Genomic DNA, 14,490 nt, shown 5'->3' with positions numbered 1-14,490 from the left:
TTCCAAACTGATATTCTTGCGTAAAATCCAGCCCTTTCACCAGCAAGTATAAGGCAGCGCAAAAATGGGCAGAGCCTACCAGAACCGCAAACAATCCATGGCCAAAACCGCAGAGGCCAAAACCAAGGTCTACAGCAAGTACGGGCGCGAGATCTATATGAGTGCCAAGTCCGGCGGCACAGACCCGGATGGCAACCTGTCACTGCGCGGCCTTATTGATCGTGCCAAGAAAGATCAGGTGCCTACTCACGTTATCGAAAAAGCCATCGACAAGGCCCGAGGCGGTGCCGGCGAAGACTACTCGCCAGCCCGCTACGAAGGCTACGGCCCCGGCAACTGCATGGTGATCGTAGACTGCCTGACCGATAACCCCAACCGCACCTTCGGCGACGTTCGCCTGGCCTTCACCAAGACCAAAGCCAAGATCGGCACTCCGGGCACGGTAGCCCACATGTTTGACCACAGCGCGATTTTTGTGTTCAAAGGTGAAGAAGAAGCCGCACTTGAAGCGCTAATGGAAGCAGATGTCGACGTTACGGATATCGAAAGCGAAGACGGCCAAATCACAGTCTTCACACCTAACACCGAATACGCCAAAGCCCGCCAGGCACTGATCGATGCCTTCGCCGATATTGACTTCGACGTAGACGATATCCAGTTCCTGCCGAAAACCACCACATCTGTGGAGGGCGATGACGTCCCCCTGTTCGAGAAGTTTCTCGACATGCTGAACGAGCTGGACGACGTGCAGAACATCTTCCATAACGCGGAGCTGCCAGAGCAGTGAGACAAGCCAAGCCATGCGTGGTGATACTTAAAACGGGCAGCACCTACCCGAGCATCAAAGAACAATTCGGTGATTTTGACGAATGGTTCGTGCGCGGGCTGTCGCCTGGGCTCGACATTACCGTGCTCAATACAGAAGCCGGAGAGTTACCCGGAGATCCCACAGACTGGGACGGCATTGTGGTAACCGGCTCGCCCGCCATGGTCAGCGACCGGGAGCCGTGGAGCGAGAACGCTGCAACATGGCTGGCGCAGGCGGTGCACCTGGCTATTCCGGTGCTCGGCGTGTGTTATGGCCACCAGCTCCTGGCACACGCTCTGGGCGGCGAAGTAGGCTATCACTCTGAGGGGCGCGAGAGCGGCACCCGAAGCGTAGAACTGCTCACAAGTGCCCAGGATGATCCGCTGTTTTGCGGTATGCCAGATATCTTTAGCGCACAGCTCACCCATAAGCAGTCGGTACTAAGCCTGCCACCGGGCGCTGTTTTACTTGGCCGCAACGAGTTTGAGCCACATCAGGCATTTCGAGTTGGTAAATGCGCTTGGGGCGTGCAATTCCACCCGGAATTTTCCAGCGCTGTCATGAGAGCCTACTTAGGTGTGCAAGCGCCGGATTTAGAGCTTGAAGGGTTTAACGCACAAACCATGATCGACTCGGTTACCGACGCGCCTGAAGCATCGGGGTTGCTTGAGCGCTTTTCCGCTCTGGTCGCTGAGAATAAGACTGACTGAAACCGCATCGTAAACACTGGATCCTTATGTCACGGAAGATATTGCTCGCACTCATTGTTCTGGTGCTCATCGGCGTGGGCTTGTATCACACATACAAACCTCTGCCTCCCGGGATCAGCCACAATGGCGAACCACACCCCCTGAGTGACGCAGTACTGTTGACGGACGCGACGTATCATCACAACGATGGCTCCGAAACCCGCAACCAGAAAATTTTTGACGAAATACTGCGTCTTATCGGTCAAGCCGAGTCCTTCATTCTGGTCGATATGTTCCTCTTCAACAGCAGCAGCCCAGAAGGCGTGGAACACCGACACCTCTCAGAACAACTTACCCAGGCATTGATTGACCGGAAGGCCGAGCGACCAGAACTGAACATTATTGTTATTTCTGACCCGCTGAACACGCTTTACGGTGGCTCGGTGTCACCTTGGTTTCAGGCGCTGCGCCAAGCGGACATTTCAGTCACTGAAACCAACCTGCAGCCACTTCGCGACAGCAACCCTGCGTGGTCGGCAATTTGGCGGCTCTGTTGCCAGTGGCTCGGCAACAGAGCCGAAGGTGGCTGGCTGCCGAACGCTCTAGGAACGCAACCTGTCACCATTCGCAGCTACCTTGCACTACCCAACTTCAAGGCAAACCATCGTAAAGTTGTGGTAGTGGATGACGCAGGCAAACTACGTGCTCTCGTAACCTCCGCCAACCCACACGATGGCAGCAGCCGACACAGCAATACCGCTGTCAGCTTCACTGGCCCTGCGGTCTTTGATGTTCTGAAAAGCGAGCAAGCGGTTCTGAACATGTCCGACCAGCCCAGCCCTGCGCTGAACAACCTAATCAGTGGGGCAAAATCCCCCACGCCAGCAGACCCACAGGCAGTTGGCCAGATTGCGGTAAAAACAGAATCCGCCATTTTGGATTCCGCGCTTCAGATGATCACCAGCGCGCAGAGTGGAAGTCGGCTGGACCTTGCGTTTTTCTATCTCTCGCACCGGGAGATTGTTGCCTCCCTGCTCAACGCCCATGAACGTGGCGCGAACATACGCGTACTTCTCGACGCCAACAACGAAGCGTTCGGCCATCAAAAAAGTGGCATACCCAACCGACAAGTCGCGCTAGAACTGCACAAAGCTGGCATTCCTGTTCGCTGGTGCAACACCTCTGGCGAGCAGTGCCACAGCAAATCATTGATATTGCGCCCATTGGCAGGCCATACCGAGCTTCTGCTGGGCTCCGCAAACTTCACGCGGCGCAACCTGGACGACCTGAACCTTGAAACCGACGTGTGGATTTCCATACCGCCAAAATCTACGCTAGCTACTAAAGCTGTCAGCTTCTTTGATCAGCAGTGGCAGTCCGGCCCCGAAAGCGATCCTGTTTTGAGCCTGCCCTATGAACACTGGGCCGATAATTCAATGCTGCGTTACTGGCGCTACCGCGTGATGGAAGCCACCGGGTTTTCGACCTTCTGAGCCAGCCCATCACGTGGTTTTGGCCGCAAGCATCTTATCTACCAAAAGTCTTCTTATACTTTTTGCTTATTCCATTCAGTTTGGCTTTTAGCTCTCAACCACCTAAGCTGGCATAAACTAAATGCAACAAAAATAAGGAGACACGCAATGCTCGATAAAGCTGCTCGGCCAATGGTCAGCCTGGTCGATAAATATCTACCAGATCCCTATATTTTCGTTCTGATTTTGTCCCTCGTTGCATTCATCGCCGCCATGGTGTTTGAAGGCCACGGTCCAATGGCAGTGATCGAGATGTGGGGTAATGGTTTCTGGAGCCTCCTCACCTTCTCCATGCAAATGCTGCTGGTTCTGGTTACCGGGTTTATGCTTGCCAGCACGCCGTTCGTCCGGGGAATACTAAACCGGATTGCATCGATAGCCCGCACCCCCGGACAGGCCATTGTATTGGTTACCTTCGTAGCGCTTATTGCGAGCTGGATCAACTGGGGATTTGGCCTGGTGGTAGGCGCACTCTTTGCCAAGGCCCTTGCCCGGCAAGTCAGGGTCCACTATCCACTGCTTATAGCCAGCGCCTACTCTGGCTTTATCGTATGGCACGGTGGTCTCGCCGGCTCCATCCCACTGGTCATCGCCACCGAAGGGCACTTTACCGCCGACATGATTGGCGTTATAGGTACAGGTGAAACCATTTTTGCCTTCTTCAATCTCGCAATTATTGTGGCATTGTTTATTGTTGTGCCTCTGGTCAACCGCATGATGCTACCCAAAGAGGAAGACAGCACCTATGTAGACCCGGCCATACTTGATGACGAGCCTGACACCAGTGTTTCCATACAGCGCCCTGCAGATCATCTCGAAAACAGCAGGATATTAGCCTGGCTGGTTGGCTTCAGTGGCCTGGCTTTTATTTTCCAGTATTTCATGAACGGTGGCGGCCTGAACCTGAACATCGTTAACTTTATGTTTCTGTTCCTGGCAATCATTCTGCACCAAACACCCAAAAGGTTGCTCGACAGCCTGCATGAAGCGGTTAAGGGTGGTTCAGGCATAGTTATTCAGTTCCCTTTCTATGCCGGAATCATGGGGGTAATGACCGCCTCTGGCCTTGCAGCCAGCATTTCCACAGGCTTTGCCTCTATGGCAACTGCACAAAGCCTACCCTTCTGGAGTTTCATCAGTGCCGGGCTGGTGAATATCTTTGTACCCTCCGGTGGTGGTCAGTGGGCCGTACAGGCACCGGTCATGCTGCCAGCGGCGCAGGAGCTTGGCGCAAGCATTCCACGAGTAGCCATGGGCGTGGCCTGGGGCGACGCGTGGACTAACCTTCTGCAACCCTTCTGGGCATTGCCGGTACTGGCAATTGCGGGGCTTAAAGCCAAGGACATTATGGGGTACTGCCTCATGCTCCTGATAATCACCGGCGTGATTATCAGCGTGGGACTTACCTGGTTGTAAGGGGTCGCAAACAGCCGGGGGCAGGTTGCCCCCGGTTTTCATAAAGGCTTATGGAAAATTGCCACATTCTTACATGGCACGGCCATAACCCACCCCAAGCGTTTAGCAATAAGCCCCAGTGTCGCCTCGCGATAGAAAACCACGTGCGTGGGATCCCGCCGGTAATGCCAGTTGTCGAATCGTTCATCACAGGTCTGAAAACACGTCATTATGCCAAGCCACCCACCTGGCTTTAACAAAGCATCCAGCTGATTGAACACCTTTGCCGGCTGATGCAAATGCTCCACCACCTCCGTGCAGGTAATGAAATCGTAAGGATGGCTCAGGGTTGATTGCGATGGATAAAAAAATGGATCATAAAGAGCCATCTCCATTCCCGCCTCTCTCAGCATCGCTGCCAGCGCAGGCCCTGGCCCACAGCCGAAATCCAACCCCAACGCACCTGGCTTAATTCGGTCAAGCATTGGCAAAGTAAGCTTTTCAAGAAAAGCCCGGTAACCCGGATCGTTCGGATCATTGTCATGAAGCCTGTAAACCGCTTGCTCTTCATCCGGATCAAGCCAGCTTGCCTGCGCCATAATGGTTGCTTCGCAGTGCGAACAGCGCAGGTAATTCTGCCCCTTCACTGCGCGAAAGTGAGTCAGCACACCCGGTTCGCAAACGGTGCAAGTTGCACCTTCGCAAACGTTAACGTCTGACGCTTTGCCTAGTACTACCTCTGATTTCTGCAAGCGCTCTCCTGCGACACAAGCTCATCCTGACAAATGTTTCATATGTCATATCCGGCCATGGCGGCCATTTCGTGACGGGCCACCAAAATAACGCCTATCCGACGTGTCTATACTACCCATTAAGGAAAGCCTGCAGTAACGGATTTTCACCAACAACAATAATTGTAAATCATAAAAATGCTACGGGCTAAGCTCACCCCAGGGACAGGAATATGGCTATTTCGAATCGCATGGCGCTTGAGGTGCCCCTCATCTCAGCACGCTACGCGCGCCGTTTTATTGAATTCATGGAGCGCAGAGGCGTAAAACGGGCAGCCCTTCTGAACGATACCGACATCACCGAAGCCCTGTTGGAGGATCCGGATGCAAGTTTTTGCATGCAGCAGATAACCTCTGTGCTTAAAAAAGCCGATTGGCTAATGAACGACGAGCGAGCAGCTTTTCAATTCGGGCAACAGCTGGACTTACCCAGCCATGGCTTGTTGGGCTTTGCGGTGCTCGGCCAGGACAACCCCAGGCAGCTCATCAGTATGATTGTCCAATACCTCCGTGTTGGCCTTCCTTTGATGGACATGGAACTGGATTCAACCGGATCGACATTCCATATCCGCCTTCTCGATACTTGGGGGCTTGGCGAACTGAACCCGTGCGTTACTAAAATGTATATGGGCAGTATTCACCGAGTGTCTGCAGAGGTATGCGGCCACTTCGATATCCAGTTTACCTTCTCTGCAAAACGCGACGCCAGTTCTTGGCAGTCACTGGCCCCGGATTGCGAATTTCACTTTGATGCCCCCCATAATCAAATAACCATGGCGCTAAAAGAACAGCCCAGCCAAAAAGACAACGCCAGCTTAAAATTCTTGCTCGCCCGCAACCGACAAAGCGCAGGAGAAAATACTGGATTAGCCGACAAAACGTTAATGCAGGTCCGGGAAATGATCATGAGCCAACCTGGCAGGCCGTGCACTACCAGCAACATTGCAAGGCGGCTTGATATAAGCACCCGCACACTGCGTCAGCACCTTGCCAGCGAAGGCACGTCGTTTCGTGAAGTAAGAAACGAAATTCGTGAAAACTTTGCCTCCCTCTACCTGATCGATACCAATGTTCCATTGGAATCCATTGCCGAAAAGCTTGGTTTCAGCGACCAGGCAAGCTTTACCAAAGCCTACCGTGCCTGGACTGGCAAGACACCTGGCGATGTCCGCAGGCAGTCGCAAAAACCCCGATAACCGTCTCTTGGAATTGGATTGCCAGGCAATTTGAAGCCGGTCACGGTTTCAACATTCTCTGCACATTATCGCCGCTTTGGACAAAAACCATGCCGAGAACAGCAATGACCCATTGCGGCCTTCAGAGCCTAATGGCTCTGCACACATGCGCTTAAGCGCGTGGCAAGGGGTCTTTGCAAGTCCGATTAAGCAGTCATTGTCGGTGTTGTCTGCGCGCCCTCCTATAACAATGATGCTTTACAGAGGACGAACTCATGAAACTCAGGAATACCAACCCCCGTGGACGCATACTGGCGCCCGCTTTGGCTGCTGCGGCATTAATGTCCGGCGCCGGAAGCGCCCTCGCCAGCCCGGTCTCCACTAATCTACAGTTCACCTGCCCATTCCCATTGATCGGCGATCAGCCTATCAGTGCCGAAATCAGCGCAGACATCCCAACAAACGCAACTGTTGGTACTCCGCTACCCGCGTTCGCTGTATCAGCGATGACGTTAGTAAACGAAGACTCACGCACTGGCCTTAAGTTGGTTGGATCAGAAACCGTTGAAGGCTCAGCGATAAACACCAACCAGATCATCACTGCCAGTCGCACAGTCGAGCAGACAGTTACGCTTACCATTCCCCAAAGCCCTATTCCGGCAGAGTCGGGTGCATTCACTGTTCCGGCCAACGGCCAGGCACCAGAATTCACGTTTACGGATCAGGATATTGGCAATGCAGAAATTCGCGTTGGCGGCCTGACACTGAACCTGGTTGCTCGGACCGCCAACGGTGACATTGCGCCAGCGCCTATTGGCGAAATTACAACAAACTGTACCCTGCTTGCGGGTCAGGATAATTTGCTGCAGACCGTTACGGTGGAAGGCGACGTTGTCGAAACCCCACGCATTGCGGTAAACCGTGACGAAGTAGCCTTTGGTAACGTGCAAGCTGGCACGACCAAAGAGGAAACCGTCACCCTGAGCAATACAGGCAATGCCGCATTGGGCATCAACGGTATTTCGATTGCTGGCGCAAACGCCAGTGCATTTATGCAAAACAACAGCTGTAGCACTATTGCAGCCGGTGAAAGCTGTGACGTAAACGTTACCTACATTCCGGATGGCGAAGGCACACAGAGTGCAACGCTGACCATCAACTCAACCGATGCCGACAACAGCTCTGTTGATGTTGCCCTGAATGGCCGCAGTGTTCTTGCGCCGATTCCCGAGATTGCGGTCACACCTGCTTCTGTGGATCTGGGCCGAGTTCAGCTGGGCCAGAGCAACTCTGCTCAGGTCACCATCTCCAACAACGGCAACGAAACCCTGCTGATCAACAGCATCAACGTTGCTGGCCCTGATGCAAGCGAGTTCCTGCAAACCAATAACTGCACCACGGTTGCACCGGAGCAAACTTGCGCGGTTGAAATCAGCTTCACAGCCGCCGCTGCAGGCATGCGCAACGCACAGCTGCTGATCTCTTCTGACGACCCTGAGAACGCTGAAGTCTCCGTACCGGTAAGTGCAGAAGGCTTTGAAGCAACAAGCAATGAGATCGAGCTGCTGCTGGGCCTGACAGGTTCTACCTACATCAAGTCCTCAGACAGCACTCTGCCATTGACCGGCAGCATCGCTACACTTCTGGAGTTGGCGAGCGGCACCTTTGAAGCAGATCTGAACGTTGAGCCTACTGTTGGCCACTTCTCGATCAAACTGCTGTTCAGCCGCCTGAAAGCGACCGCCAATGTTGAGTTCGAGCAGTCTGAAATCACCACCGGCAGCCTGGTTAACGGCAAGTTAACTGCCAACTCTCACCTGTTCATCAAGGTACCTAAAGTTCAGCTCAAGCTGTTCGGTATCCCCATCCGTGTTGGCGGCGGCGACCAGTGCCAGTCAATCCAGCCTGTGGATATCACTTTGACATCCAACGAAGGCTCTAACTTCTCGCCTTCCACTGGCGGTGACGTGAGCGGCGTGTACGACCTGCCACCTCTTGAGCACTGTGGTCTTCTGACAAGCGTTCTTAACCAGTTCCTGACTGGTTCCGGTAACACCATCGACCTGACGTTGACTCCGGAGCTGTAGGGAAAAGAAGGCTCATTAAATAGGGCCCCATCCAGGCCAGCCGGCATAACACCCGGCTGGCCTACATAACAAAAGCAAAAAAGGAATTATTATGAAAAGCCTGAAGAAATCGGTACTGGTGCTGGCAATTTCAAGCCTGTCGTTCGCGGCAAGCGCAGAGCTTAAACCACTCGAAGACAGCCATATGGGAAATATTACCGGCCAGGCCGGTGTCACCATTGAGCTGGAGACCCAAGTTAATATCGGTGAATTTCTTTACACAGATGAAGGCTCACTGTCCGTGAAAGATATTTTCATTGGCGGCGCCAATCGCACCGACATGTTTGCTGAATTTACCGACCCGACAATCCGGAACTTTCTGTTCGCCGAATCAAGCGACCTGATTGACAACATCAAAGTTGAAATCGATATCGCCGATGACGGCGATGCGTTGATCAACGTATTCCCACTGGTTGCAGCGCCCATCGACTTTGCTGTGAGAACCGGTGAATGGTCATTGCAAGGGCATACGGACTCCACTGTACTGGCCAATAACTTTTCTATGGACGGCGTCGTTACAGAGCTGAAGATCCGCGTGGACACTGCGACGGATGAAATGAACGTGCAAACCTTGTTTGCCATCGACGATCTCGATGTTGACATAGATTTCCTGGCTCTGGGCATTCGTGACATGCGCGTCACAGGCGCTGACTTCGATCCAAACAACCCGATAATCACAAAGCTTGGAGCCAAAGTAGACATGGATATTTACCATGGCGCCAGGGGCAATGGTGATTCCGCACTGGCAATTGATCTGAAAACCTTTGAGGCTGATATGTCTATCGGGCAAGTGCTCGTAGGCGGCACCTCTATTGGCTCAGTTGCTCTGGACAACCTCTCTGTTCAGAACACAGCCATGCGCATCTACGGCCACTAGGGCTAAATAGGCCTCCGGTGGTCCGGAGGCCTCTCCTATCTGAATACTCTCCCCGCTTTTTATGCCACCCAAGGGCGCAGAAAGAAAATCTGGCTGGTATCATGCCAAAACTCTGATACGCAACCGGATAGCCGATGACCAGCAATCACTCCACTCGTCTTAATAAATACATCAGCGAAAGCGGTATGTGTTCACGCCGGGAGGCGGATCGCTACATTGAGCAGGGTAATGTCTTTATCAATGGAAAGCGGGCCAGTGTGGGCGATCAGGTTTTACCTAAAGATACCGTCAGGGTAAACGGTCAAGTGATTGAGCCCGTGCAGAAGAAGATCTGGTGTTTATTGCCTTGAACAAGCCAGTGGGCATCGTCAGCACCACCGATGACGCTGAGAAGCAAAACATTCAACGGTTTGTTGGCCACAGTGCACGCATTTTTCCGATCGGGCGCCTGGACAAGGATTCACAGGGGCTGATATTCATGACCAGCAACGGCGACCTGGTCAATAAAATCTTGAGAGCCGGCAATAATCACGAAAAAGAATACGTAGTAACTGTCGATAAACCCATCACCAAATCTTTTATTCAAGGCATGGCGGGAGGCGTACCCATTCTCGGTACCATGACCAAGAAGTGCAAAGTAGTACAAGAGAGCCGATTTATATTTCGCATCACACTGGTGCAAGGCTGAACCGCCAGATTCGCCGAATGACTGAGCATTTTGGGTTTGAAGTCACCCGACTTGAACGCATTCGTATTATGAATGTTAATTTGAAGGGGCTGGCCGCGGGCCAGTGGCGTGACCTTACAGAAAAGGAGCTCGCAGGCCTGTTCGATGCCATTCGCGATTCATCTTCCGATGGCACACCAGATAAGCCCGCGCCTGCAAAAAAGAAGCCGACCAGCAAACCAAAGCAAGCACCGAGACCGTTTAAACCTGGCCACAGAGCTGGGCCTAAAGCTCCCGGAACCAAGCCTAACGCACCTGGAGTCAGGCCTGCGGCCGGTAAAAACCCCAAACCATCAAAACGTCCCAAAGCCGGAAAGCCGAGGCAGCGCAGCGTTAAACGATAGGCAACGCTGAGCATGCCAGGCCAACGACTACTCCGTAGGCGTTGGCCGCACCAGAATTTCGTTTACATCTACATGGGAAGGCTGAGATACCGCATAAATCACCGCGCGAGCAATGTCATCCGGCATCAGGGCGTGAGCCGGTGGTTTATCAAAAAACGGCGTATCAACCATGCCGGGCTCTATGAGGGTTACCCGCACCCCGGAGCCACGCAACTCCTCCCGCACGCCATAGCCAATCGCAGACACAGCCCACTTGGTCGCGCTGTACATCGAGCCGGGAATCGTAACCCTGCCTGCGGCAGAGCCTGTGAGAAGCAAGTGCCCTTTGCTTTCCCGAAGAGCCGGCAGGCAATGTTGAATCGTCAGGCCAACTCCGTAAATATTAGTAAGGATCATATCTTTCCACACATCCGGATCGGCTTCGCTAAAGCCACCCGGCTCTCCTCCCCGGCCAGCATTGGCAAACACAGAATCAATACGCCCGAAGGCCTTCATAGCCTGTTCAACCATCGCTTTTTGGTCATCACCTTTCTGCACATCACATTCAACGATCAGCACTTCGCGGTCACCACCGAGTTCGGCTTTCAGGGCTTGCAGCTTGTCCGCAGAGCGGGCTGCCAGAACAAGGCGATAACCTTCTTTGGCCGCCGCCCGTGCCGTTGCGGCACCAATACCTGAAGATGCACCGGTTATCAGCATAACGGGATTATCTGCCATAAATTTTACGCTCCGTTTATCAACTAGGTTTCATAGCTTCGCGTTTATCGAAGATTCAGCCAGATCAGTGCCAGTACGGCCATAGCCAGCAAAAACCAGCGCGCATAAGAATCAGGCTTATCACCACTGTTCTCCTCTGCTGGGCTGGTATGCCCGCTCGCCTCATACTCTTTAATCAGCAGTCGGGCCGCATATAGATCTTCATCCGCTACGTGCACATTGCTGAAGCCTGCTGCACCAATCTCACCCATTGCACCCTGTAGGTAAAGCCCACCCACGTGAGTTTCAATGCCGTTGGCTTTTAGTAACCCGGCAACAATATGCGCTTCGGTAATGTCCCTGGCCCGATATGCTATTTGCAAGGCCCTTCTCCTTTTGTGACATTAAAGGAGCCTCTGAACGACTCCTCAAGGGCAGAAATGGCAAAAATCTGCGATGCTTTGTACACAAAGCATAGTGCGCCCCTGCTTTCAGGGCCAATCTTCAAGATACGGATAACTCATGTTCTGGATTATCGCTGTCGTAATTTTACTTGTTGTTGCACTGACGTTGTTGGTGTTTCGCATGGAGGATTTGTCACACCTGGATCGCGAAGAGTATTCCGTGAGAGAAGCAAGCCCCAGTGCAGAGAACCAAAACGTACTGGAGCGATTAAAGGAAATGCGCAGGGCCGGTAAAGGCCTCGTGGAAAGGCGAGGCTACTGGCGTTGCGAAAGCACATGGACAGCCTGAGCGACGGCCTGGACCTGCCGTCAGAATTCCGGCAGAGCAACAGCCCAAAAGGCGAATGGGTCATCGCACCGGGTACAGATGCCCAGCGGCGGATTCTCTATATTCACGGTGGCGCCTGGGCGGCTGGCAGCCCGCGTAGCCATCGATCCATTACGGACCGACTGTCCCGCGCTGCTAATGCTGCCGTTTTTGCCGTCGACTACCGCCTTATGCCGGAGCACCGGTTTATGGACGGCGTGCGTGATTGTCGCAAAGCCTACACCTGGCTGGTAGAAAACGGTCCGGACGGCGCAAGCGAGGCAGCGTTTATTATGGTGGCAGGGGATTCAGCCGGTGGCAGCCATACCCTTGGTCTGCTGGCCTGGGTGCGCGAAAGTGGTCTACGTCAGGCTGACGGCGCCGTGGCATTTTCACCTTCAACCGACCTCACGCTTTCAGCACCCAGCAACCGCAGCAATATCTCTACGGACCCTATGCTGGGACCAATGTTTGGTAGTCTTTCTAAAATTCCCCGGCCGGTAATTTGGTGGGCAACACTGGCGGCGTTCCGTATTTCTCCCACCAGCCCTGTCGCATCGCCGCTCCTGGGCAGCCTCGCTAACCTGCCCCCAATACTGATTCAGGCCAGTGATTCCGAGATGTTACTGGATAACGCCCGACGATACGCCGCCAAGGCAAAAGCCCAAGGCACGCAGGTGGAGCTGCACACTTGGCCAGGCATGGTTCACGTCTGGCAGATTTTCACGCCCATGCTGCCGGAGGCCGAAGAAGCTTTTGCAGATATAGAGTTATTTATCCGCGACCTCGAATCGCGCAAGCGCGAATCAGAAGTGGCTCAAACCTGAACCTTGCCACGCAGGGCTTTGGTTTTTCCTTTCTGAGTTTTGTGATCCACCCTTTTTCGCCGAGCGGACTTTGAAGGCCGGGTAGCGCGGCGCGCCTTTTGTACTTTGACCGCCTCCAGGATCAACTCCTTCAGGCGTTCAAGCGCATCGTCCTTATTCAACTCCAGCGTACGAAATGACTGGGCTTTTATAATGATAACGCCTTCTTTACTTATGCGCCGATCCTGCAGCGCCATAAGTCGCTCCTTATAAAACGGAGGCAGGGCGGAATTTTGAATATCGAAGCGCAGGTGCACGGCCGAGGCCACTTTATTAACGTTCTGGCCACCATTACCCTGGGCCCGAATCTGGGTAATTTCTATTTCCCAGTCAGCAATTTCAACAGCATTGGATAGTTTCAGCATGGTACAAGGATACCAAATCCTGCAAACCGTAACCTGACATCCTCGCAGTTCGATAATACAGTGGGTGCAATGAACAACGGCTCAGGATTTTGCATGGATCAGTTTCTCAGGTACGCCTTCATTATTATTTGCTCGTCTTTTGTGCTGGGTGGCTGCGCCAGCAATCAGAGTTTGCAGTCCAACACTGCGTCCCAGCAATACTCACCTGTTGAGGCCGCCCCCGGCTCCGCCAAGACTGAAAAGCTATGGCAGGCCTTCGAACGCTATCAAGGCACACCTTATCAATACGGTGGCACCACCGCTCGCGGGTTCGACTGCTCTGGTTTTATTACTACCGCGTACCGCGAAGGCCTTGGGCAACAGCTGCCACGTACAACATCGCAAATGCTGCGTTACGGCGATGTGGTGCACCCGCAAGACGTTAAGCCCGGCGATATTGTATTCTTCAGAATTGCGGGTAAAGACCAGCATGCAGGCATTTATATGGGCGACAACCGCTTTATCCACGCGTCCACATCGTCCGGCGTTATCATGTCAAAACTTAACGGCTACTACTGGAAAGACCGATTCTCCAGCGCACGGCGGTTTGACTAGCCCTTATTACGAACACTACAAGCTGCCATTAAGCGCCAGGTGAAGAGCGATGGCCGCCATCATCACACCGATTACGCCGTCGATAATCCGCCATGCCAATGGGCGCGACAGAACAGGTGCCAGTGCCGACCCACTCCAGGCCAACAAACCAAACCATAGAACAGACGCGCTGCTGGCGCCCGCCACAAAGGTTGTTGCGTTTTCCTGCTGTGCGCCCACCGCCGGAATCAACAACAAGGTGTCGAGATACACCTGAGGGTTCAGCAAGGTAACCGCCAGCGTGGTGAACAGAACGCCTTTCAGGCTGCGGCGCGACACTTCACCGGTTTCAAGCGCAGCCCTGCCCCGGCTGGCCCGAACAAATGCTTGAATAGCCAGCCACCCGAGAAAAACCACCCCCAGCCAGCGCAATATTTCCAGCGCCTGAGGCATAGCCATCAGAGCGGCACTGACCCCGAACATACCAAGCGTGAAAAGAGTAATATCTGCAGCCATACAAAAACCCGCTGCCCACCAGTGGTGCTCACGTCGAATCGCCTGGCTCAATATATAGGCATTCTGCGCCCCGATAGCCACGATAATGCCGCCGCAGACAATCAATCCCGTCAGATAACTTTCAAGCACTGTTTTTCACTCCATTTTTGATGCCGCAAGAATAGCCGCTTACCGATATACTTGAAATTCATATCCATAATGGCGTATCAGTTCTTACTGATTGATTACAAATTACTGGA

Annotated in this window: 18 protein-coding genes; 13 read left to right on the top strand and 5 right to left on the bottom strand. The window is 53.4% G+C overall.

Annotation, left to right across the window (positions count from 1 at the left end):
• The first annotated feature begins 64 nt into the window (after positions 1-64).
• From BCA33_RS08320 to BCA33_RS08305, 4 genes are all read left to right on the top strand, one after another.
• A complete protein-coding gene (locus tag BCA33_RS08320; RefSeq protein ID WP_071264924.1) occupies positions 65-787 on the top strand; it encodes a YebC/PmpR family DNA-binding transcriptional regulator in 723 nt (240 codons plus the stop codon).
• Positions 784-1,518: a glutamine amidotransferase gene (locus BCA33_RS08315; protein ID WP_071264922.1), complete on the top strand. Its 735-nt coding sequence runs from the start codon at positions 784-786 to the stop codon at positions 1,516-1,518. Before BCA33_RS08320 ends, BCA33_RS08315 begins: the two co-directional genes overlap by 4 nt.
• A 26-nt stretch (positions 1,519-1,544) precedes the next feature.
• Positions 1,545-2,990, top strand: a complete 1,446-nt coding sequence (locus tag BCA33_RS08310; RefSeq protein ID WP_071264920.1) for a phospholipase D-like domain-containing protein — start codon at positions 1,545-1,547, stop codon at positions 2,988-2,990.
• A 147-nt stretch (positions 2,991-3,137) separates the two neighbouring features.
• The gene (locus tag BCA33_RS08305; RefSeq protein ID WP_071264918.1) at positions 3,138-4,445 is read left to right on the top strand and encodes a short-chain fatty acid transporter; all 1,308 of its coding nucleotides are present in this window, start codon (positions 3,138-3,140) and stop codon (positions 4,443-4,445) included.
• 38 nt (positions 4,446-4,483) lie between these two features.
• Here the strand turns inward: BCA33_RS08305 and BCA33_RS08300 are convergent, their stop codons facing one another.
• Positions 4,484-5,176, bottom strand: a complete 693-nt coding sequence (locus BCA33_RS08300) for a class I SAM-dependent methyltransferase (RefSeq protein ID WP_368087227.1) — start codon at positions 5,174-5,176, stop codon at positions 4,484-4,486.
• A 212-nt stretch (positions 5,177-5,388) separates the two neighbouring features.
• Here BCA33_RS08300 and BCA33_RS08295 point away from each other — a divergent pair, with 212 nt between their 5' ends.
• The 6 genes from BCA33_RS08295 (at position 5,389) to BCA33_RS21580 (ending at position 10,464) form a co-directional block, all read left to right on the top strand.
• Positions 5,389-6,411: an AraC family transcriptional regulator gene (locus BCA33_RS08295; protein ID WP_071264916.1), complete on the top strand. Its 1,023-nt coding sequence runs from the start codon at positions 5,389-5,391 to the stop codon at positions 6,409-6,411.
• Between the two features lie 254 nt (positions 6,412-6,665).
• Entirely contained in the window at positions 6,666-8,477 is a 1,812-nt protein-coding gene (locus BCA33_RS08290; RefSeq protein WP_071264914.1) for a choice-of-anchor D domain-containing protein, read from the top strand.
• Positions 8,478-8,568: 91 nt separating this feature from the next.
• Positions 8,569-9,393: a DUF6160 family protein gene (locus BCA33_RS08285; RefSeq protein WP_071264912.1), complete on the top strand. Its 825-nt coding sequence runs from the start codon at positions 8,569-8,571 to the stop codon at positions 9,391-9,393.
• Positions 9,394-9,527: 134 nt separating this feature from the next.
• Entirely contained in the window at positions 9,528-9,743 is a 216-nt protein-coding gene (locus BCA33_RS21590; protein WP_254774273.1) for a S4 domain-containing protein, read from the top strand.
• Complete coding sequence (locus BCA33_RS21585) at positions 9,728-10,081, top strand: pseudouridine synthase (RefSeq protein WP_254774272.1); 354 nt, start codon at positions 9,728-9,730, stop codon at positions 10,079-10,081. Before BCA33_RS21590 ends, BCA33_RS21585 begins: the two co-directional genes overlap by 16 nt.
• Before the next feature lie 17 nt (positions 10,082-10,098).
• Positions 10,099-10,464 (top strand): hypothetical protein, encoded by a 366-nt coding sequence (locus BCA33_RS21580; protein WP_254774271.1) that lies wholly within the window; start codon positions 10,099-10,101, stop codon positions 10,462-10,464.
• A 27-nt stretch (positions 10,465-10,491) separates the two neighbouring features.
• Here BCA33_RS21580 and BCA33_RS08275 read toward each other — a convergent pair whose 3' ends face one another.
• Together BCA33_RS08275 and BCA33_RS08270 are read right to left on the bottom strand one after the other, a co-directional pair.
• Entirely contained in the window at positions 10,492-11,181 is a 690-nt protein-coding gene (locus BCA33_RS08275) for an SDR family oxidoreductase (RefSeq protein WP_071264910.1), read from the bottom strand.
• Between the two features lie 44 nt (positions 11,182-11,225).
• On the bottom strand, positions 11,226-11,543 hold the full coding sequence (locus tag BCA33_RS08270; RefSeq protein WP_071264908.1) for a DUF2007 domain-containing protein: 318 nt from the start codon (positions 11,541-11,543) through the stop codon (positions 11,226-11,228).
• 139 nt (positions 11,544-11,682) lie between these two features.
• On the opposite strand from BCA33_RS08270, the gene BCA33_RS22705 reads away from it, so the two are divergent.
• Positions 11,683-11,913 (top strand): hypothetical protein, encoded by a 231-nt coding sequence (locus BCA33_RS22705; protein ID WP_368087226.1) that lies wholly within the window; start codon positions 11,683-11,685, stop codon positions 11,911-11,913.
• A complete protein-coding gene (locus BCA33_RS08265) occupies positions 11,901-12,758 on the top strand; it encodes an alpha/beta hydrolase (protein ID WP_368087225.1) in 858 nt (285 codons plus the stop codon). Before BCA33_RS22705 ends, BCA33_RS08265 begins: the two co-directional genes overlap by 13 nt.
• Here the strand turns inward: BCA33_RS08265 and arfB are convergent.
• Positions 12,749-13,162, bottom strand: coding sequence for an alternative ribosome rescue aminoacyl-tRNA hydrolase ArfB (gene arfB, locus BCA33_RS08260; protein ID WP_071264906.1), 414 nt, complete (start codon positions 13,160-13,162; stop codon positions 12,749-12,751). The two genes, BCA33_RS08265 and arfB, sit on opposite strands and share 10 nt — an antisense overlap.
• A 93-nt stretch (positions 13,163-13,255) precedes the next feature.
• Between arfB and BCA33_RS08255 the strand changes: the two genes are divergently transcribed.
• Entirely contained in the window at positions 13,256-13,756 is a 501-nt protein-coding gene (locus tag BCA33_RS08255; RefSeq protein WP_071264902.1) for a C40 family peptidase, read from the top strand.
• A 15-nt stretch (positions 13,757-13,771) separates the two neighbouring features.
• Here the strand turns inward: BCA33_RS08255 and BCA33_RS08250 are convergent, their stop codons facing one another.
• Complete coding sequence (locus BCA33_RS08250; protein ID WP_071264900.1) at positions 13,772-14,380, bottom strand: LysE/ArgO family amino acid transporter; 609 nt, start codon at positions 14,378-14,380, stop codon at positions 13,772-13,774.
• Between the last annotated feature and the right edge of the window lie 110 nt (positions 14,381-14,490).

The sequence above is a fragment of the Marinobacter sp. AC-23 genome, assembly GCF_001858325.1.
Taxonomy (GTDB): Bacteria; Pseudomonadota; Gammaproteobacteria; order Pseudomonadales; family Oleiphilaceae; genus Marinobacter.
This window is presented reverse-complemented; position numbering and strand designations above follow the sequence as displayed.

What these genes read in the sequence shown, in the direction of transcription:
- BCA33_RS08305 (WP_071264918.1), top strand. Translation starts at nt 3,138, where the DNA reads ATGCTCGATAAAGCTGCTCGGCCAATGGTCAGCCTGGTCGATAAATAT.
- BCA33_RS08295 (WP_071264916.1), top strand. Translation starts at nt 5,389, where the DNA reads ATGGCTATTTCGAATCGCATGGCGCTTGAGGTGCCCCTCATCTCAGCA.
- BCA33_RS22705 (WP_368087226.1), top strand. Translation starts at nt 11,683, where the DNA reads ATGTTCTGGATTATCGCTGTCGTAATTTTACTTGTTGTTGCACTGACG.
- BCA33_RS08285 (WP_071264912.1), top strand. Translation starts at nt 8,569, where the DNA reads ATGAAAAGCCTGAAGAAATCGGTACTGGTGCTGGCAATTTCAAGCCTG.
- BCA33_RS21590 (WP_254774273.1), top strand. Translation starts at nt 9,528, where the DNA reads ATGACCAGCAATCACTCCACTCGTCTTAATAAATACATCAGCGAAAGC.
- BCA33_RS08265 (WP_368087225.1), top strand. Translation starts at nt 11,901, where the DNA reads ATGGACAGCCTGAGCGACGGCCTGGACCTGCCGTCAGAATTCCGGCAG.
- BCA33_RS08320 (WP_071264924.1), top strand. Translation starts at nt 65, where the DNA reads ATGGGCAGAGCCTACCAGAACCGCAAACAATCCATGGCCAAAACCGCA.
- BCA33_RS08290 (WP_071264914.1), top strand. Translation starts at nt 6,666, where the DNA reads ATGAAACTCAGGAATACCAACCCCCGTGGACGCATACTGGCGCCCGCT.
- BCA33_RS21580 (WP_254774271.1), top strand. Translation starts at nt 10,099, where the DNA reads ATGACTGAGCATTTTGGGTTTGAAGTCACCCGACTTGAACGCATTCGT.
- arfB (WP_071264906.1), bottom strand. Translation starts at nt 13,162, where the DNA reads ATGCTGAAACTATCCAATGCTGTTGAAATTGCTGACTGGGAAATAGAA.
- BCA33_RS08255 (WP_071264902.1), top strand. Translation starts at nt 13,256, where the DNA reads ATGGATCAGTTTCTCAGGTACGCCTTCATTATTATTTGCTCGTCTTTT.
- BCA33_RS08275 (WP_071264910.1), bottom strand. Translation starts at nt 11,181, where the DNA reads ATGGCAGATAATCCCGTTATGCTGATAACCGGTGCATCTTCAGGTATT.
- BCA33_RS08310 (WP_071264920.1), top strand. Translation starts at nt 1,545, where the DNA reads ATGTCACGGAAGATATTGCTCGCACTCATTGTTCTGGTGCTCATCGGC.